This window comes from Pseudomonas sp. NPDC087612 (assembly GCF_044743505.1).
Taxonomy (GTDB): Bacteria; Pseudomonadota; Gammaproteobacteria; order Pseudomonadales; family Pseudomonadaceae; genus Aquipseudomonas.
The window spans coordinates 334049-353778 of sequence record NZ_JBIUWO010000007.1; the positions used below are offsets into that span (position 1 = coordinate 334049).

The 19730-nt window shown below is 61.4% G+C and carries 15 protein-coding genes; 7 read left to right on the forward strand and 8 right to left on the reverse strand.

Annotated elements, in window-relative coordinates; all coding sequences use genetic code 11:
* Positions 1 to 12: 12 nt before the first annotated feature.
* Both recF and gyrB read left to right on the forward strand, forming a co-directional pair.
* Positions 13 to 1116, forward strand: coding sequence for a DNA replication/repair protein RecF (recF, locus tag ACIOVF_RS17100; RefSeq protein ID WP_010222707.1), 1104 nt, complete (start codon positions 13 to 15; stop codon positions 1114 to 1116).
* Between the two features lie 4 nt (positions 1117 to 1120).
* Positions 1121 to 3538, forward strand: a complete 2418-nt coding sequence (gyrB, locus tag ACIOVF_RS17105) for a DNA topoisomerase (ATP-hydrolyzing) subunit B (RefSeq protein WP_045199388.1) — start codon at positions 1121 to 1123, stop codon at positions 3536 to 3538.
* 90 nt (positions 3539 to 3628) lie between these two features.
* Here the strand turns inward: gyrB and ACIOVF_RS17110 are convergent, their stop codons facing one another.
* The 3 genes from ACIOVF_RS17110 to ACIOVF_RS17120 form a co-directional block, all read right to left on the reverse strand.
* Entirely contained in the window at positions 3629 to 4519 is an 891-nt protein-coding gene (locus ACIOVF_RS17110) for a DUF2950 domain-containing protein (protein ID WP_045199386.1), read from the reverse strand.
* Positions 4520 to 4533: 14 nt separating this feature from the next.
* Entirely contained in the window at positions 4534 to 6039 is a 1506-nt protein-coding gene (locus ACIOVF_RS17115; protein WP_401290970.1) for a DUF3300 domain-containing protein, read from the reverse strand.
* Between the two features lie 152 nt (positions 6040 to 6191).
* Complete coding sequence (locus ACIOVF_RS17120) at positions 6192 to 7505, reverse strand: sigma-54 interaction domain-containing protein (protein ID WP_401290973.1); 1314 nt, start codon at positions 7503 to 7505, stop codon at positions 6192 to 6194.
* Between the two features lie 239 nt (positions 7506 to 7744).
* On the opposite strand from ACIOVF_RS17120, the gene ACIOVF_RS17125 reads away from it, so the two are divergent.
* The 3 genes from ACIOVF_RS17125 to ACIOVF_RS17135 are packed head-to-tail and all read left to right on the forward strand — an operon-like array spanning position 7745 to position 10758.
* Positions 7745 to 8629, forward strand: a complete 885-nt coding sequence (locus tag ACIOVF_RS17125) for an MBL fold metallo-hydrolase (RefSeq protein ID WP_045199380.1) — start codon at positions 7745 to 7747, stop codon at positions 8627 to 8629.
* Positions 8630 to 8665: 36 nt separating this feature from the next.
* Entirely contained in the window at positions 8666 to 9943 is a 1278-nt protein-coding gene (locus ACIOVF_RS17130) for an FAD/NAD(P)-binding oxidoreductase (RefSeq protein ID WP_401290977.1), read from the forward strand.
* The gene (locus ACIOVF_RS17135; protein WP_093377741.1) at positions 9940 to 10758 is read left to right on the forward strand and encodes a sulfite exporter TauE/SafE family protein; all 819 of its coding nucleotides are present in this window, start codon (positions 9940 to 9942) and stop codon (positions 10756 to 10758) included. The genes ACIOVF_RS17130 and ACIOVF_RS17135 overlap by 4 nt, the downstream gene beginning before the upstream one ends.
* Before the next feature lie 4 nt (positions 10759 to 10762).
* On the opposite strand, the gene ACIOVF_RS17140 is transcribed toward ACIOVF_RS17135, so the two are convergent.
* Positions 10763 to 11650, reverse strand: a complete 888-nt coding sequence (locus ACIOVF_RS17140; RefSeq protein WP_045199374.1) for a LysR family transcriptional regulator — start codon at positions 11648 to 11650, stop codon at positions 10763 to 10765.
* 137 nt (positions 11651 to 11787) lie between these two features.
* On the opposite strand from ACIOVF_RS17140, the gene ACIOVF_RS17145 reads away from it, so the two are divergent.
* The gene (locus ACIOVF_RS17145) at positions 11788 to 13437 is read left to right on the forward strand and encodes a GMC family oxidoreductase (protein WP_401290982.1); all 1650 of its coding nucleotides are present in this window, start codon (positions 11788 to 11790) and stop codon (positions 13435 to 13437) included.
* Positions 13438 to 13537: 100 nt separating this feature from the next.
* Positions 13538 to 15160: an MFS transporter gene (locus ACIOVF_RS17150; protein WP_401290985.1), complete on the forward strand. Its 1623-nt coding sequence runs from the start codon at positions 13538 to 13540 to the stop codon at positions 15158 to 15160.
* Between the two features lie 174 nt (positions 15161 to 15334).
* On the opposite strand, the gene ACIOVF_RS17155 is transcribed toward ACIOVF_RS17150, so the two are convergent.
* From ACIOVF_RS17155 to glyQ, 4 genes are all read right to left on the reverse strand, one after another.
* Complete coding sequence (locus ACIOVF_RS17155; protein ID WP_045199369.1) at positions 15335 to 16105, reverse strand: 1-acyl-sn-glycerol-3-phosphate acyltransferase; 771 nt, start codon at positions 16103 to 16105, stop codon at positions 15335 to 15337.
* Between the two features lie 61 nt (positions 16106 to 16166).
* The gene (gene gmhB, locus ACIOVF_RS17160) at positions 16167 to 16700 is read right to left on the reverse strand and encodes a D-glycero-beta-D-manno-heptose 1,7-bisphosphate 7-phosphatase (protein ID WP_401290988.1); all 534 of its coding nucleotides are present in this window, start codon (positions 16698 to 16700) and stop codon (positions 16167 to 16169) included.
* Positions 16701 to 16703: 3 nt separating this feature from the next.
* Positions 16704 to 18758, reverse strand: coding sequence for a glycine--tRNA ligase subunit beta (glyS, locus tag ACIOVF_RS17165; protein ID WP_045199365.1), 2055 nt, complete (start codon positions 18756 to 18758; stop codon positions 16704 to 16706).
* Complete coding sequence (gene glyQ / locus ACIOVF_RS17170) at positions 18755 to 19702, reverse strand: glycine--tRNA ligase subunit alpha (RefSeq protein ID WP_045199646.1); 948 nt, start codon at positions 19700 to 19702, stop codon at positions 18755 to 18757. The genes glyS and glyQ overlap by 4 nt, the downstream gene beginning before the upstream one ends.
* Between the last annotated feature and the right edge of the window lie 28 nt (positions 19703 to 19730).

Consider the following 19730-nt stretch of genomic DNA (forward strand, 5'->3'; position numbering starts at 1 on the left):
AGCAGACTCTAGATGTCCCTCAGTCGCGTTTCTGTCACCGCGGTGCGTAACCTGCACCCGGTGACCTTCTCTCCCTCCCCCCGCATCAATATCCTGTACGGCGCCAACGGCAGCGGTAAAACCAGCGTGCTGGAAGCCGTTCATCTGTTGGGCCTGGCCCGTTCGTTTCGCAGCACCCGCCTGACACCGGTGATTCAGTACGAGCAATTGGCTTGTACGGTGTTCGGCCAGGTCGAGTTAAGTGAAGGCGGTTCCAGCAACCTGGGGATTTCGCGGGATCGGCAAGGTGAGTTCACCATTCGCATCGATGGGCAGAATGCTCGCAGTGCAGCCCAGTTGGCAGAGATTCTGCCCCTGCAACTGATCAATCCGGACAGCTTTCGCCTGCTCGAAGGCGCGCCGAAAATACGCCGGCAGTTCCTCGATTGGGGGGTGTTCCACGTGGAACCCCGCTTCATGGCCACTTGGCAACGCCTGCAGAAGGCTTTGCGGCAGCGGAACTCATGGTTGCGGCATGGTACACTTGACGCTGTTTCGCAAGCGGCCTGGGACCGGGAACTGTGCCTGGCCAGCGCGGAAATAGATGAATACCGTCGCAACTACATCAAGGCCTTGAAGCCAGTCTTTGAGCAAACCCTGAGCGATTTGGTCGAGCTCGAAGGGCTGACCCTGAGCTATTACCGTGGCTGGGACAAGGATCGCGAACTCAGTGAAGTGCTCGCCTCCTCCCTGCAACGTGATCAGCACATGGGCCACACCCAGGCCGGCCCACAACGTGCAGACCTGCGCCTGAGACTCGGCGCCCATAACGCGGCTGACATTTTGTCTCGCGGCCAGCAGAAGCTGGTGGTCTGTGCATTGCGTATTGCTCAAGGCCATCTGGTTAGCCAAGCGCGTCGCGGCCAATGTATTTATCTGGTGGATGACTTGCCGTCGGAACTCGACGACCAGCACCGCCGCGCACTTTGTCGCTTGTTGGAAGACTTACGCTGCCAGGTGTTTATCACCTGTGTAGATCAAGAATTATTGAGGGAAGGCTGGCAGACGGAAACGCCAGTTGCTTTGTTCCACGTGGAACAGGGCCGTATCACCCAGACCCACGACCATCGGGAGTGAAGGCATGAGCGAAAATCAAACGTACGACTCCTCCAGCATTAAAGTGCTGAAAGGGCTAGATGCCGTGCGCAAGCGTCCCGGTATGTACATTGGCGACACCGATGATGGTAGCGGCCTGCACCACATGGTGTTCGAGGTGGTCGATAACTCGATCGACGAGGCACTCGCCGGCCACTGCGATGACATCACCGTAATTATTCACCCAGACGAATCCATCAGTGTTCGCGACAACGGTCGCGGCATTCCGGTCGACGTGCACAAAGAGGAAGGCGTATCTGCTGCCGAGGTCATCATGACCGTCCTCCACGCCGGCGGTAAGTTCGATGACAACTCCTACAAAGTATCCGGCGGTCTGCACGGTGTAGGTGTGTCGGTGGTTAACGCCCTTTCCGAACAGTTGATCCTCACCGTTCGCCGCAGTGGCAAGATCTGGGAACAGACTTACGTCCACGGTGTTCCACAAGCGCCGATGAAAATCGTTGGCGACAGTGAAACCACCGGTACCCATATCCACTTTAAGCCGTCGGCTGAAACTTTCAAGAATATCCACTTCAGCTGGGACATCCTGGCCAAGCGGATTCGCGAACTGTCCTTCCTCAACTCCGGCGTCGGCATCCTGCTGAAGGACGAGCGCTCCGGTAAAGAAGAACATTTCAAATACGAAGGCGGTCTGCGTGCGTTCGTCGAGTACCTGAATACCAACAAGACCCCGGTCAACCAGGTCTTCCACTTCAGTGTTCAACGCGAAGACGGCGTGGGCGTGGAAATCGCCCTGCAGTGGAACGACAGCTTCAACGAGAACCTGTTGTGCTTCACCAACAACATTCCGCAGCGCGACGGTGGTACCCACCTGGTCGGTTTCCGCTCGGCGTTGACCCGTAACCTGAACAACTACATCGAGCAGGAAGGCCTGGCCAAGAAGAACAAGGTTTCGACCACCGGCGACGATGCCCGTGAAGGTCTGACCGCGATCATCTCGGTGAAGGTACCTGATCCGAAGTTCAGCTCGCAGACCAAAGACAAGCTGGTGTCCTCGGAAGTGAAAACAGCCGTGGAACAGGAGATGGGCAAGTACTTCTCCGACTTCCTGCTGGAGAACCCGAACGAAGCCAAGGCCGTTGTCGGCAAGATGATCGACGCCGCGCGTGCTCGTGAAGCTGCTCGTAAAGCGCGGGAAATGACTCGCCGCAAAGGTGCGCTGGATATCGCCGGCCTGCCGGGCAAACTGGCGGATTGCCAGGAGAAGGACCCTGCCCTTTCCGAACTGTACCTGGTGGAGGGTGACTCCGCGGGTGGTTCGGCCAAGCAGGGTCGTAACCGCAAGACCCAGGCGATCCTGCCGCTCAAGGGCAAGATCCTCAACGTCGAGAAAGCACGTTTCGACAAGATGATCTCGTCCCAGGAAGTGGGCACGCTGATCACCGCGCTGGGCTGTGGTATCGGCCGCGAAGAGTACAACATCGACAAGCTGCGCTATCACAACATCATCATCATGACCGATGCTGACGTCGACGGTTCGCACATTCGTACCCTGCTGCTGACTTTCTTCTTCCGTCAGCTGCCGGAACTGGTCGAGCGTGGCTACATCTACATTGCCCAGCCACCGCTGTACAAGGTCAAGAAAGGCAAGCAAGAGCAGTACATCAAAGACGACGACGCCATGGAAGAGTACATGACCCAGTCGGCTCTGGAAGATGCCAGCCTGCACCTGGACGAATCCGCACCACCTGTTTCCGGCGTCGAGCTGGAGCGTCTGGTCAACGAATTCCGCACCGTGATGAAGACCCTCAAGCGCCTCTCGCGCCTGTACCCGCAGGAGCTGACCGAGCACTTCGTCTACCTGCCGGCGGTATCGCTGGAGCAGTTGGGCGACCACGCTGCCATGCAGGAGTGGCTGGGCAAGTTCGAAGAGCGTCTGCGCACCAGCGAGAAGTCCGGCCTGCTGTACAAGGCCAGCCTGCGCGAAGACAAAGAGCGCAATGTCTGGCTGCCGGAAGTGGAAATCACCTCTCACGGCCTGGCCAGCTACGTCACCTTCAACCGTGACTTCTTCGGCAGTAACGACTACCGCACCGTCACCGCCCTTGGCGCACAGCTGAGCACCCTGCTGGGCGAAGGCGCCTACGTGCAACGTGGCGAGCGCAAAAAAGCCATCACCGAGTTCAAGGAAGCACTGGACTGGCTGATGACCGAAAGCACCAAGCGCCACACCATCCAGCGATACAAAGGTCTGGGTGAGATGAACCCGGATCAGCTGTGGGAAACCACCATGGACCCAACCGTGCGCCGCATGCTCAAGGTGACCATCGAAGACGCGATCGCTGCCGATCAGATCTTCAACACCCTGATGGGCGACGCCGTTGAGCCACGTCGTGAGTTCATCGAGAGCAACGCCCTGGCGGTGTCCAACCTGGACTTCTGATCAGCTGTAGGTTCAAAGTAAAGCAACATCATCAAGCCCGCTCACGCGGGCTTTTTGTTGTGCTGGTTTTCCTGTGTTGAGCTGTTCGGTTCAGCGCCCCTCTTCCTCGTCCTTTACTTCGCTCCAACTGCTGTCGGGGTCGAAACGGGTAATCGCGGCAGCGCGCTTGGCGCTGTCGCGGCCGAGGTCTTTCTCGAACAGTTCGCCGTCGTGGCTGATCATGAAGCTCATCACGCCCGTGTCGCCATAGTCCGCCGGCCAGGCGATCACGGCAAAGCCGCGGGTCATGTGATTACCGATCTTGTAGTCATAGGCGCCGCCCGGCGCCGAAGGGCCTTGGCCAGTGAGGATGCGATAGTGGTAGCCGTGCCAATCATCGCCCGTTGCGGTATCACCAAAAAGCGGTCCGAGCGGGCTTTCTTCGACGCCCTCCTCTTGCGGCCAGTACAAACCGTCGAACTGCCCGTCGCTGCTGATGAGTTTCTGCGCGTACTCGAATATCCCATCGTCATTGCGATCAACCTCGGCGTAATCCATCTGCGCGTCGTGATAGGCGCGCACTGATTGAATGGTCGCCAGCTCGTTGCGTCCGATGCGGCGCAGGCGGATTTCCGCGGCGCCGGCTTTGGTGTCGAATGCCCAACCGTCAGTACTGTGTCTGATGGGAATCGGGAACACCCAGGGCGTGTCGCCGACGACCAGATGTGCACGCTTCGGGTTGTCGGACTGAACCTGATGTTTTTCCTTGTAGAGGGCGAGAAAGGCATCGACATCTTTGCGATCGATGTTCTTGGTCGGGATGTAACTCTCCCAGTCGTTGCCAAGCAATTTCGCCAACAGTTGGCTATCGGCCTTTTCGCTACCAAGCGCCTGCACCAGTGCTTCGCCGGCGGCTTCGGGGTGTGGGAAATGTTCCTGAGCGTAGCTGCTGGACGTCCAGCACAGCAGCAGAATCAGCACAATTCGGCTCGCAGCATTCATGACTGATTCTCCTCTCAACGGCGACGGCCGCCACCGCCGGATTGCATCCGCGCGGGTCGTTGTACCTGGTGGCCCGCAGCGGCTGCAGATGGTCGGCTGGCGCTGCGTTGGCTGAGCTGGCCACGATTGCTTGCGATGCGTGACTGCGAAGGGTTGCGCACACCGGCCAACGCATTGTTGCGCGGTGCCTGGGCGCTAACATGTTGCTGACGGGCTTGCTGGCGTACTTGTTGGTTGCGCCCCGCCTGCTGAGGCTGGCGGTTGTTCTGCGGCGCCTGTGCTCGCTGGCGGGCCTGACCGTCATTTTTCAGTTGGCGGTCGGCAACCTGAGCACGCTCGCGTGCATTGCCGGACGGGTTGATGCCCTGTTTTTCCAGGCGCTGTTGGGCGCGCTCGCGGTCGGCACTCTGCACCCGTTGGCGGGCTTCAAGGTTGCTGGTTGCCGGTGCTTCGATGCCGCGCTGTGTCAGGGTTTCACGGGCTCGTGCGCGATCTTCGACCCGGGCCGGGGTGTCACCGCGGTAGGCTGTGCGCTCTGCACTGCCGGGTAAGCGTCGGTCGAACTGGGCTCGACTGGCCTGATCGCGGTACGGGACGCCGTCGCGATACGCAGGATTATGGCGCCAGGTGTTCTGGTTGGCATCGAGCCTGCGGTTGACGTTGTTGATATTGTTGTAGCGATTGACGTTGATATCGACGTCATGATCGTCCCAGTCGCAATCCCCCCAGAGTGAATTGACGATTGCGACGCCTGCACCAAAAGCCAGGCCGGAGGCTAACGCCGTGCCGATGGCATACCCCGGTGGCGGCGGATAATACGCGGGTGGGTAGGACGGCGAGGACCAAGTGCCGTACACCACGGAGGGGTTGTAGCTTGGCACGTATACAACCTGCGGGTTGGTCGGCTGGATAACGATAGTCTGTGCCGGCGCGGCACCTTGTACCACCGTGGTCGTGCCGCCTGCGGGGGCGCTTGATGGTTGCACGATAACCGTCTGCTGTTCGTTGGACTCCAGGTGCCCGGCAGCCTTGGCCTTGGCGCGCAGGCGCTGCACCGAGTTCATCACCGCGTCGGGCTGGGCGAGAAAGGCATCGCCGACGCGCTGCACCCAGACCGGGTCCTGACCAAGTGTCGCCAGCACCTGCGGGAAAGCCACCAAGGATTGCACGCTGGGGTCCCAAGGTTGCTCGGCGACCTGCTTGACCGCGGCATCACCGCTGACGTTCGGATGCGCCTTGGACCAGGCAACCGCGTCGGCGACATTGCCTGGATAGGTGGTGGCCATCAGCACCTGTGCGAGTAAAGCGTCCGGATACAACGCCAACGGTGCGAGCATTTGATCAAGCTGTTCGGTGCTGAACACCGCCTCGCTCGGCGCCGCCGGCGCGGCTGGTGTGGCCGGTGCAGCCGCTGCGGGTGCCGTAGCCGTGGCCTTGGGTTGCGCGTCCTCTTCGAAACAACCAGAAAGCGCGAGCATGGCGATGCTGAGCAGGATCGCCCGGTGAAGGCAGGAAGACATGACGATGCTCCTGTGGCAGAAAAGACAGAGCGGAACGTCAGGCGTCCTGGCACCTGGTTACCGACTCGGCAATCGACGCATGGAACGCTCTGCGGTGGGTGAGCAGTTTCAGCGTAGAAGAAAAAGCCGCAGTTGGTTGTCTTGCGTCAGTCTCAAAGACCCAGTTCGCGCAGGCGCCGGTACAAAGTGCGTTCACTCATGCCCAGGTGACGCGCCAGCTCGCTGCGTGATCCATTGAAGCTGTCCAGGGCCTGGGCCAGTTGCCCGAGGTTGTCTTTGCTGCGGCGGCTGATGCTTGGCGCCGGCTCAAGTCTCGAACCGAGCTCAGCAGGCAGGTGCTCGGCACGTATCAGTCCGTCGTCGGCGAACAGCCGCGCTCGTTCGAGGATATTACGCAGCTCGCGAATGTTGCCAGGATAGGCGTACAAGCTCAGTCGATTCATCGCATCTGGGTTGACCTTCGGTGCCGCCGCCCCTGCCATCCGTTGCAACAGGCTCTCGATCAACAACGGCAGATCGTCGACCCGTTCGCGCAATGCCGGCAAGCGGATCGGAAAACCGCTGATGCGGTAATACAGGTCTTCACGGAAGCTGCCCGCTGCAGCCATTTCCTTGAGCGGTTTGTGGGTCGCCGAAACCAGCCTGAAGTCGGAGTGAACCGTACGCAGGCTGCCGACCGGGCGAAAGCTGCCAGACTCGATCAGGCGCAGCAGTTTGACCTGCATCGCCAACGGTACTTCGCCGATTTCATCGAGGAACAAGGTGCCGCCATGAGCCGCTTCCGCCAGGCCGATCTTGCGCTGATGGGCGCCGGTAAAGGCGCCCTTCTCGTAACCGAATAGCTCGCTCTCGAATAACGACTCCGTCAGGCCGGTGCAGTCGACCACCACCAGTGGGCCGCTGGCTCGAGGGCTGCCCAGGTGCAGAGCGCGCGCAAACAACTCTTTGCCGGTCCCGGATTCACCCTGGAGCAACACCGGAATTTGCGCAGGTGCCGCGCGCTGCAGGCTGGCCAGTGCTTCCTGGAACGCCGCTGAGCGGCCGACCAAGCCTTGTTGCTGGGGCTGCGCCGAGGCGACGGTGATGCGGGTCAGGCGCTCGACGAACGCCACCACCTCACCTTGCTCATCGAGGATCGGGCGCAACTCGACATCCACATGTTCCGGCCCGCGCGGGGTGTGGTGCACATGCAGAACACGCTCGGGGACACGGCTGTCCCAGGCCTTGCGCATCGGGCAGTGTTCGCCGGCCTGGTCGCAAGGCACGGCGTAGTGATGGGACACCCGGTGGCACTTGGCGCCGATGGGCGGTTGGCCGTCGATGCCGAACTGGCGTCGGTATGCAGCGTTGGCGGCAAGAATGTTGTAGTCGGTGTCCAGCACGATGGTCGGCTGGGCGTCGTGTTCGAGGTAGGACACCAAAGCCTGCACAGCAGGATGAGGAACAACAGTGGACGAGAAGGACATGGCGACACCTGGGCAAGCTCGGGCGAAGCTTAACTGAAGCTGCCAGGGACTGCCAAAAACTGCCAACTGCCGCCATGTCACTGCCAACTATGCTGACAGTCTGGCAGTGCTTTTCCCTACGCAGCCCGCGAACATTGGGAAACAGCCTACCGGTTCGATGGCACATATCTTGATGACAGCCTGTCCATTGCCAGCAAGGCTAGATAGCTGGCACCTGTGATGAATTCGGAGCGTGGTAAATGATCATCGGCGGCAACTTGTATGTGGAGGCACTGTTCGACAGTGTCACCTCGACCATCAGCTATTTGCTGATGGACCGGAGCAGTGGCGACTGTGCCTTGATCGACAGTGTGCTGGATTACGATCCGAAGTCCGGACGCACCAGCAGTGCTTCGGCAGACAAGCTGATCGAGCGGGTGACTGAACTGGGCGGTAAGGTCCAGTGGATTCTCGAAACCCACGTGCACGCCGATCACCTGTCGGCGGCGGCTTACCTCAAGCAGGCGCTGGGCGGCCAGATTGCCATTGGCAGCCAGATCACCCAGGTGCAGAAAGTCTTCGGTGCGCTGTTCAATGCCGATGGCGGCTTCGCCCGCGATGGCAGCCAGTTCGATGTGCTGTTCGACGACGAGCAGCCCTTCACCATCGGCAACCTCAAGGCACGTGCCCTGCACACGCCCGGCCACACGCCGGCGTGCATGACCTACGTGGTGGAGGTCGACGGGCAAAGCATCGCCTTTGTCGGCGACACGCTGTTCATGCCCGATTACGGCACCGCCCGTTGCGACTTCCCTGGCGCCAGTGCGCGCACTTTGTATCGCTCGATCCAGCGCATCCTTGCCCTGCCCGCCGAGACGCGCCTGTTCATGTGCCACGACTACCTGCCGGGTGGCCGCGAACTGCGCTACATGACCACGGTGGCCGAACAGCGCGCCAGCAACATCCACATCCGTGAAGGCATCAGCGAAGACAGCTTCGTCAGCATGCGCGAAGCCCGCGACGCCACCCTGGAGATGCCGGTGCTGATCCTGCCTTCGGTGCAGATCAACATGCGCAGCGGCCAACTACCTGAACCTGAAGACAACGGAGTGCGCTACCTGAAGATCCCGCTCAACGTGCTCTGAGTTTCACCCCAGAATTATTATTAGAAGGACCCTGCCATGCTTGCTCAACCCTCCCCTGCCGAGGTGCCGAAAGGCGACCACCATAAAGTGCTGATCGTCGGTGCCGGTGCTGCCGGTGTCGCTGCCGCCTCCAGCTTGATCTGCCGCGACCCTTCGCTGGATGTCGCGATCATCGACCCGGCCGATGTGCACTACTACCAACCGGGCTGGACCATGGTCGGCGCCGGTATCTTCCAGGCGCCTTCGACGGCGCGCACCATGGCCTCGACCATTCCCGGCGGCGTGCAGTGGATCAAGGCGCGGGTCGAGAGCTTTGATCCGCAGGCGCAAACGGTGACGCTGAATGACGGGCGACTGCTCAGTTACGAACAGCTGGTGGTCTGCGCTGGGCTGAAGCTCGACTGGGATGCCATCGAGGGCTTGAGCGAAACCCTTGGGCGTAACGGCGTGACTTCCAACTACCGCTATGACCTGGCGCCCTACACCTGGCAACTGGTGCAGAACCTGCGTGAAGGCCGGGCGTTGTTCACCCAGCCACCGATGCCGATCAAATGTGCCGGCGCACCGCAAAAGGCCCTGTACCTGTCGTGTGACCACTGGCTTCGCAACGGTCGGCTGGGCAACATCCAGGCGCAGTTTTTCAATGCCGGTGGCGTGCTGTTCGGGGTGCCTGACTATGTGCCGGCCTTGATGGAGTACATCGACAAGTACGCGGTAGACCTGCAGTACGCGCATCGCCTGGTGGCGGTCGATGGCCCGGGCAAGCGCGCTACCTTTGTGCGCACCTTGCCCGATGGCAGCAGCGAAACCCGGGTGCAGCCTTTCGACATGCTGCATGTGGTGCCGCCGCAGGTTGCCCCTGATTTTATTCGCAACAGCCCACTGGCTGACCAGGCCGGCTGGATCGATGTCGATCCGGCTACCTTGCGTCATAAACGCTATGGCAACATCCACGCCTTGGGCGATGGCATCAACACCAGCAATGCCAAGACTGCAGCGGCTGCGCGCAAGCAAGCGCCGGTGGTGGCCAACAATGTGCTGGTGGCGCTGGGGCGCCTGCCCAACCTCGCCCACTACGATGGTTATGGCTCCTGCCCGTTGACTGTCGAACGCGGCAAGATCGTGCTGGCCGAATTTACCTATGGCGGCAAGCTGGCGCCGAGTTTCCCGCGCTGGCTGCTCGATGGTCGCCGGCCAACGCGCCTGGCTTGGCTTCTGAAGGCGCAGATCCTGCCACCGCTGTACTGGCGGTGCATGCTCAAGGGCCGTGAGTGGCTGGCCAAGCCGCGGGTTGCCGCCGAGGGCCTGCGGTGATCGAGCATCAATTTCTTGCGGCTGGGCTGGGCGCGATCATTGGTGCGGTGCTGGCGCTGACCGGCGCCGGTGGCGGCATTCTGGCCGTGCCCTTGCTGGTATTCGGTCTGGGCTTGTCGATGGTCGAGGCGGCGCCAGTCGGCTTGCTCGCCGTCGGCATGGCGGCGGCGGTGGGTGCCCTGTTGGGCCTGCGCCAAGGTCTGGTGCGTTATCGTGCGGCGTTGTTTGTGGCGGTGATCGGCATTGCGATTGCGCCCTTCGGCTTGATGCTTGCCCATCGCTTACCGAACGGGCCGTTGGCTCTGACTTTCGCCGTGGTGCTGGTCTATGCCTGTGCACGCATGTTGCTCAAGGCGCACCGCGAACTCCGTGGCCAGCCACCACTGGGCCAACGCATGGTCATGCCCTGTGTGCTCAACCCCTTGCAGGGGCGGCTGCGCTGGACTCTGCCCTGCGCCCGCGCCCTGGCGTTTACCGGCGCGATGTCCGGATTGCTGTCGGGGCTGCTCGGGGTTGGCGGCGGCTTTGTGATCATCCCGGCGCTGAGCCGTTACACCAACCTGGACATGAAGAGCATCGTTGCCACTTCGCTGGCGGTGATCGCCCTGGTATCGACCGGCAGCGTGGTCAGCGCCACGGTTGGCGGCGTCATGCATTGGTCTGTGGGCGCGCCGTTTGCCGGCGGTGCGGTGCTCGGGCTGCTGCTGGCGCGTCAGGTCGCCAGCAAACTGGCCGGGCCACGACTGCAGCAGATGTTTGCGACCGTGGGTATCTGTGCGGCAGTGCTGTTGGCGGCGAAAACCCTGGGCGGCTGAGGCCCTACTCCGCCAGCAAGGCGTCCTGCTCCTGCGCGCACAGGGCCAGGAGAAAATCCCAGACCACGCGCAGGCGCACCGACTTGTGCAGCTCACGGCGGGTACAGATCCAGTAGCTACGCTGGATGGTCTCGCTGGGCAGCACCCGCACCAGCGCCGGATCGTGGCGGGCCATGTAGTTGGGCAACACGGCAATGCCCAGGCCGGCGCGAGCCGCTTGTTGCTGGGCGATCACGCTGGTGCTGCGAAACACCACATTGGGCGCCCGGCAGAAGCTGTTCAAAAACAGCAGCTCCTGGCTGAACAGCAGGTCGTCGACGTAGCCGATCCAGCTGTGCTTGGCCAGGTCTTCGCGGTGATTGAGCGCTGGTGCCTGGGCCAGGTACTCGGGGCTGGCGTACAGCGCCAGGCGGTAATCGGTAAGTTTGCGGGTTATCAACAGGTCGGCGTTGGGCCGCTCCAGGTGAATGCTGATCTCCGCTTCGCGGTTGAGGATGCTGACAAACCGCGGTACCGCCACCAGCTCCACTTCAAGGCCTGGGTAGCGTTCGAACAGGCTGCCCATGCGCGGGGTGAAGAACATGATGCCGATGCCTTCGGTGACTCCCAGGCGAATCTTGCCCAGCGGGGTGATGGCCTGGGTGATTTCTTCCTGGGCCAGCAGGGCGACGTTTTCCATGGCTTCGGCGTGCTTGAGCAGGGCCTGGCCGGAGGGCGTCAGTTCGTAGCCCTGGGCGTGCTGGACGAACAAGGCGGTACCCAGGCTCTGTTCGATATTGTCGATATGCCGGGCCACGGTGCTGTGGGTGGTGTTCAGACGTTTGGCCGCAGTCAGCAGCCGGCCGCTGCGCTGTAACTCGAGAAAAAACCGCAGATCATTCCAGTCGAACATGCTTTTCCTTGTGAATCAGGTGTTCACGGACGTTGTGTTAAAACGCACAGCACTTGAGTGAAATCTAACGTTTTCATCCCGAAATTAATCAATAACATGGGCTGGGACAAGAATAATAATCAGGCGCGAGGTTGCCCATGCCATCAGCCGATCCTGTCTACGACTATGTGGTGGTTGGTGCCGGTCCTGCCGGGTGCCTGCTCGCCAATCGCTTATCCGCCGACCCAGGCTGCCGGGTGCTGTTGCTCGAAGCGGGTGGGCGCGACAACTACCCCTGGATTCACATTCCGGTGGGTTACCTCTACTGCATCGGCAACCCACGCACCGACTGGTGCTTCAAGACCGAAGCGCAACCCGGCCTCAATGGCCGTGCCCTGGGTTATCCACGGGGCAAGGTGCTCGGTGGCTGTTCTTCGATCAACGGCATGATCTACATGCGTGGTCAGGCGGGCGATTACGATCGCTGGGCCGAGCAGGGCAATGCCGGTTGGGCCTGGAAGGATGTGCTGCCACTGTTCAAGGCCAGCGAAAACCACTTCGGCGGCGCCAGCGAAGCCCATGGCAACGAAGGCGAGTGGCGGGTCGAGCAGCAGCGCTACTCCTGGCCGATCCTCGATGCCTTCCGCGAAGCCGCGGCGCAGAGTGGTATCCCTAACGTTGCTGACTTCAACACTGGGGATAACCAGGGCTGTGGATACTTTCAGGTCAACCAGCGTTCCGGCATTCGCTGGAACTCGGCCAAGGCGTTTTTGCGCCCGATCCTTAAGCGCCCCAATCTGACGGTACTGACCGATGTGCTGGTTGACCAGGTGGTGCTGGTAGAAGGCCGCGCTTCGCAGGTACGTGCTCGCTGGCAAGGCAATTGGCAGAACTTCAGCGCACGCCGGGAGATTATCCTGTGTGCCGGCTCCGTGGGTTCACCCGGTATTCTCCAGCGCTCGGGCATCGGCCCGCGTGGCTTGCTCGAGAGCCTGGGGATAACTGTTCGCCACGAATTGCCCGGGGTTGGCGGCAACCTGCAGGACCATCTGCAACTGCGCCTGATCTACCAGGTTACCCAGGCGCGCACCCTCAACCAGGTTGCCAACAGTCCCTGGGGCAAGCTCGGCATGGGCCTGCGTTACCTTTACGATCGCAGCGGCCCGCTGGCGATGGCGCCGAGCCAGTTGGGGGCGTTCGTACGTTCCGGGCCCGAGCAGGCTTCGGCCAACCTGCAGTACCACGTGCAGCCCTTGTCGCTGGAGCGCTTTGGCGAGCCGCTGCACCGCTTCCCGGCGTTTACCGCCTCGGTGTGCAACCTGCGCCCGGCCAGCCGCGGGCGTATCGATATCCGCTCGGCCAACCCGGACGACGCGCCACTGATCGACCCCAACTACCTGAGCGACCCTGAAGACCTGCGCGTCGCCGCCCAAGCCATTCGCCTGACCCGCAAGATCGTCCAGGCCCCTGCCCTGGCGGCGTTCAGCCCGCGTGAGTATCTGCCAGGCACTGACCTGCAAAGCGAACAGCAGTTGCATGAAGCCGCCGGGCAGATCGGCACTACCATTTTCCACCCGGTAGGCACCTGCCGCATGGGCAACGGGCCGCTGGATGTGGTCGACGACCAGTTGCGCGTGCACGGCGTGCCGGGGTTGCGGGTTGCCGACGCCTCGATCATGCCGCAAATCGTCTCCGGCAATACCTGCTCCCCTACCCTGATGATTGCCGAAAAGGCGGCGCAATTGATTCGCCGGGAAAGCTTATCCACAAGCCGCATCGATGAAAAAAACGCAGTACCGACGCCCTGACCAGGGTGCGTAGCAACAACGACGCCGGACGCAGTCTGCCGGCGTCGACAGTGGAACAACAAGAATAATCACTGGGGCCTGCAGGCCGAGGACAGCAACGATGTCGGATTACATTCAAGAGCAGGGCGCTGCAACGACGAGCACCAGCCGCCGGGAAGAACGCAAGATCATTTTCGCGTCATCCCTCGGGACAGTTTTCGAGTGGTATGACTTTTTTCTTTATGGGGCATTGGCCGCGGTCATCAGCAAGCAGTTCTTTGCCGGGGTGAACGACACCACTGCCTTTATCTTTGCCTTGATGGCCTTTGCCGCCGGCTTTCTCGTGCGGCCCTTCGGCGCGCTGGTGTTCGGCCGCCTGGGCGACATGATCGGGCGCAAGTACACCTTCCTGGTGACCATCGTGCTGATGGGCTTGTCGACCTTTGCCGTCGGCCTGTTGCCGACCTACGCCAGCATTGGCATTGCTGCACCGATCATTCTGGTGGTGTTGCGCATGCTGCAGGGCCTGGCGCTGGGTGGTGAGTACGGCGGCGCGGCGACTTATGTTGCCGAACACGCACCACCTGGCAAACGCGGCTTCCACACCGGTTTTATCCAGTCCACCGCGACCCTCGGCCTGCTGTTGTCGCTGCTGGTGGTGCTCGGCAGCCGTTACATCAGTGGCGACCAGTTCGAAGTCTGGGGCTGGCGCCTGCCGTTCCTGCTGTCGATCGTGCTGTTGGGGATTTCCACCTGGATCCGCATGAGCATGCACGAGTCGCCAGCCTTCGTGAAGATGAAGGCCCAGGGCAAGGCCAGTAAAGCGCCGATCCGTGAATCGTTCGGCTCCTGGCCCAACCTCAAGGTAGTACTCACTGCCCTGTTCAGCATCAACGCCGGGCAAGCGGTGACCTTCTACACCGCGCAGTTCTATGTGCTGTTCTTTCTTACCCAGATGCTCAAGATGGACCCGGCCCAGGCCAACACTTTGCTGATTATCAGCGTGGTGATCGGCGCGCCGTTCTTCGTGTTCTTCGGTTGGTTGTCGGACCGGGTCGGGCGCAAGCCAATCCTGATGCTCGGCTTGCTGCTGGCCACGGTACTGTACTTCCCACTGTTCAAGGCTCTGAGCCATTACGCCAACCCGCAGATCGACGCCGCCAGCCGCCAGGCCCCGATTGTGGTGATGGCCGATCCGCAAGGCTGCACCTTCCAGTTCGATCCGGTGGGCAAGGCGCGTTTTGACAGCCCCTGCGACAAGGTCAAAACCTTCCTGGTCAAACAGGGCCTGCCCTACAGCTCGGCTGAAGCGGCTGCTGGTGCCGAAGTGGTGGTGAGCATTGGCGAGCAGAAGATCAATGGGTTTGACGAAGCAGCCCTGCGTGCAGCGATCGAAAAAGCCGGCTACCCGGCCAAGGCCGATCCAGCCAGCGTCAACCAGCCGATGGTGGTGGTGCTGATCGTCGCCATGATCCTGATCGCGACCATGACCTACGGCCCGCTGGCGGCGGTGATGGTCGAGCTGTTCCCAACGCGTATCCGCTACACCTCGATGTCGCTGCCCTACCACATTGGCAACGGCTGGTTCGGCGGCTTCCTGCCCACCGTGTCCTTTGCCCTGGTGGTGTACACCGGCGACATCTTCTACGGGCTCTGGTACCCGGTGCTGATCACCGGTATCAGCCTGGTGGTGGGGCTGTTCTGCCTGAAAGAAACCCGTGATGTGGATATCGACAAGGTGTGAGGATTTGCAGGCATAAAAAAAACCGGCGTAAGCGCCGGTTTTTTTATGCCGCGAAAAAACTTATGCACGATTTTCAGAAAACAGTCATACAGAGAAATAAGTAGCTAAATTAATCACTTAGCGCATTTTTCGTTGAGAAATCCAAATACTGTACACAAGTTATCCACAGATCGGTCAGGCCACGCCCTGCGCCGCGTTCGGCGCCGCTGCAGGCAGTGAGCCGAGCTCGCGCTGGGTCTGTTCATTCCAGGCTGCAGCACGATCGTTTAACTCGGCAATCGCCCGTGGGCCGCTGCCTTCGGCAAACATCGGGGCGCCAATTACCACCTCGATGGTGCCGGCACGTTTGCCCCAGCCCTGCTTGGGCCAGAACTTGCCGGCGTTGTGGGCGATCGGCAGTACCGGTAGGCCAGCGTTGACCGCCAACGCGGCCCCGCTGCGCGAGAACTTGCCAATCTGGCCGAACGGCACACGGGTGCCTTCGGGGAAGATCAGCACCCAGACATTCTCCTTGAGCAATTTATCGCCCTTGCTGGCGACTTGCTTCAAGGCTGCCTTGGGGTTATCGCGGTCAATGGCGATCGGCCGCAGCATGGCCATGGCCCAGCCGAAGAACGGCACGTACAGCAGTTCACGCTTGAGCACTTGGCTCAAGGGCGAGAAATAGGCGGAAAGGAAAAAGGTTTCCCAGGTGCTCTGGTGGTTAGAGAGGATCACACAGGGTTGCTTGGGGATGTTTTCAGCCCCGGTGACCTTGACCTTGATGTTGAGAAACACCCGTACCAACACCAGCGCAAAGCGGCACCAGTAGACGTTGATGAAGCGGTAGCGGGCGCTGAAAGGCAAAAACGGCGCGATAAAAAAGCTCAGGGTGCACCACAGCAAGGAGCTGGTACCCAGCAGCAGGTAAAAAAGAAAAATTCTGATCGCCTGCAAGATCGACATAGCGGCATGTACCGTTGCGGGCTTGCCCGCCTAGTAAAAGTGCGCCTGCTATGCAGACGCGCTATTTGTGGATAAGTTCTCTGGCGATGGCTGCCAGATCATCGAAAATCAGCGTGTTTTCTGGAATTCCCTTGCTCAGGGTCTTCTCGCCTTTTCCGGTTTTTACCAGAACTGGTTGAGCATCGACGGCCAAAGCGGCTTCCAGGTCACCCTTACTATCACCGACAAACCACACGCCGGCCAGATTCACGCCGTAGTGCGCGGCAATGGTGGTGAGCATGCCCGGCTTGGGTTTGCGGCAGGCGCAGCCCTCATCGGGCCCGTGCGGGCAATAGACGATCAGCCCGACCTCGCCGCCCTGCTCGGCCACCAGCGTGCGCAATTGCGCGTGCATGGCCTCGAGGGTCGGCAGGTCGTAGTAGCCACGGGCAATGCCGGACTGGTTGGTGGCAACCGACACCGTCCAGCCGGCTTTGCTCAACTGCGCAATCGCTTCGATCGAACCCGGGATCGGAATCCACTCGTCCAGCGACTTGATGTAGGCGTCGGAGTCCTGGTTGATCACCCCGTCCCGATCGAGAATCAGCAGCTTCAAGACTTACCCCAGCAGCGAAATGTCGGCCACGCCCAGGAACAGACCGCGCAGGCGGCTGAGCAGGGCATAACGGTTGGCGCGGACATTGGCGTCGTCGGCATTGACCATCACCGCCTCGAAGAAGGCGTCGACCGGTTCACGCAGCGCTGCCAGGCGTGCCAGCGATTCGCTGTACTGGCGCGCCGCAGCCATTGGCTGAACGGCCTGGTCGGCTTGCTGGATCGCCGAGTACAGGGAGAACTCGTTGGCGTTGTCGAAGTACTTCGGCTCGACCGTGGTGGCGACAGCGCCTTCGGCCTTACTCAGCAGGTTTGACACGCGCTTGTTCACCGCGGCCAGGGCAGCGGCTTCCGGCAGCTGGCGGAAGGCCTGTACGGCCTGCACGCGCTGGTCGAAGTCCAGGGCCGAGCCTGGCTTGAGGGCACGCACCGACAGGTAGGTGGCAACGTCAATGCCTTCGTCTTCGTAACGGGCACGCAGACGATCGAAGACGAATTCCAGCACCTGCTCGGCCAGGCCTGCGGCCTTGACCTTGGCACCGAACTGGCTGACGGCGAAGTTCACTGCTTCGTTCAGGTCCAGGTCCAGCTGCTTCTCGATCAGGATGCGCAGTACGCCCAGCGCTGCACGACGCAGGGCATAGGGGTCTTTGCTACCGGTCGGGAGCATGCCGATACCGAAGATACCGACCAGGGTGTCGAGCTTGTCGGCAATCGCCACGGCCGCGCCGGTCAGGGTCGACGGCAGTTCGGCACCGGCACCGCGCGGCATGTACTGCTCGTTCAGGGCCAGGGCGACGTCTTGCGGCTCGCCGTCGTTGAGGGCGTAGTAGTAACCGGCAACACCCTGCATTTCAGGGAATTCACCGACCATCTCGGTGGCCAGGTCGCACTTCGACAGCAAACCTGCACGCGCCGCGCGCTGGGCGTCGCCGCCAATGCGCTGGGCGATGAAGGCGGCCAGTTTGGCAACCCGCTCGGCCTTGTCGAAGACGCTGCCCAACTGGGCCTGGAACACCACGTTCTGCAGGCGCTCGTTGAAGCTTTCCAGCGGCTGCTTCTTGTCTTGCTTGAAGAAGAACTCGGCGTCGGTCAGGCGCGGGCGCACGACCTTCTCGTTGCCTTCGACGATCTGCTTCGGATCGCGGCTCTCGACGTTGGCCACAGTGATGAAGCGCGGCAGCAGCTTGCCGTCGGCATCCAGCAGGCAGAAGTACTTCTGGTTGTCCTGCATGGTGGTGATCAGCGCTTCTTGCGGCACTTCCAGGAAGCGCTCTTCGAACGAGCACACCAGCGGCACAGGCCATTCAACCAGGGCGGTCACTTCATCGAGCAGGGCTGGCGGCACGATGGCGCTGCCTTCCTGCTGCAGGGCGAGTTCGGCGGTACGCTTGCTGATCAGCTCGCGGCGCTCGGCAAAATCGGCCAGCACGTAGGCCTTGCGCAGGTCTTCCTGGTAATTGGCCGGGGCGCTGATGCGCACGTTTTCCGGGTGGTGGAAGCGGTGGCCACGGGATTCGCGACCGGCTTTCTGCGCCAGCAAGGTGCAGTCGACCACCTCGTCACCGAGCAGCATCACCAGCCACTGGGTTGGACGCACGAACTCTTCCTTGCGCGCACCCCAGCGCATGCGCTTGGGGATCGGCAGGTCGTTGAGCGAGTCTTCGACGATGGTTGGCAGCAGGCTGGCGGTGGCCTTGCCCGGAATGTGCTGGGAGAAGCGCAGCTTGGCGCCGCTCTGGTCGATATCCGACAGCTCTACACCGCACTTCTTGGCAAAACCCAGGGCGGCCTGGGTCGGGTTGCCGTCAGCGTCGAAGGCGGCCTGACGCGGCGGGCCGTCGAGGTTGACGCTGCGGTCCGGCTGCTGGGTGTCGAGGTTGCGGATGAGTACGGCCAGGCGGCGCGGCGCGGCGAACACCTGCTTGTCGGTGTAGTTCAGGCCAGCGGCCTGCAGGCCTTTCTCGATACCGGCGAGGAAGGCGTCACCGAGGCTGCTCAGGGCCTTGGGTGGCAGTTCTTCGGTGCCCAGTTCAACCAGGAAATCTTGAGCACTCATTGTGCAGCCTCCAGCTTAGCCAACACTTCATCACGCAATTCAGGGGACGCCATCGGGAAGCCCAGCTTGGCGCGGGCTTGCAGGTAGCTCTGGGCCACGGCCCGGGCCAGGGTCCGTACGCGCAGGATGTAACGCTGACGCTCGGTCACCGAGATGGCGCGACGGGCATCGAGCAGGTTGAAGGTGTGCGAGGCCTTGAGGACCATTTCATAGGTCGGCAGCGGCAGTTCCAGCTCGATCAGGCGGTTGGCTTCGCTTTCGTAGAAGTCGAACAGTTCGAACAGCTTCTCGACGTTGGCGTGCTCGAAGTTGTAGGTCGACTGCTCCACTTCGTTCTGGTGGAACACGTCGCCGTAGGTCACCGTGCCGAACGGGCCGTCGGTCCAGATCAGGTCGTAGACCGAATCTACGCCCTGCAGGTACATGGCCAGGCGCTCCAGGCCGTAGGTGATTTCACCAGTGACCGGGAAGCATTCGATGCCGCCCACTTGCTGGAAGTAGGTGAACTGCGTGACTTCCATGCCGTTGAGCCAGATTTCCCAACCCAGACCCCAGGCGCCGAGGGTCGGCGATTCCCAGTTGTCTTCGACGAAACGGATGTCGTGCACCAGCGGGTCGAGGCCGATGGCTTTCAGCGAGCCCAGGTACAGTTCCTGGAAGTTCGCCGGGTTCGGCTTGAGGACCACCTGGAACTGATAGTAGTGCTGCAGGCGGTTCGGGTTTTCGCCATAACGGCCATCCGCCGGACGACGGCTAGGCTGCACATAGGCGGCGTTCCAGGTTTCCGGGCCGATGGCGCGCAGGAACGTGGCAGTATGGAAAGTGCCGGCGCCTACTTCCATATCGTAGGGCTGAAGCACCACACAACCTTGCTCGGCCCAGTAGTTCTGCAGGGCGAGGATCAAGTCTTGGAAGGTACGCACGGCTGGCGTAGGCTGGCTCACGAAATTCACCTGTTTCTAGGGCTGCGAA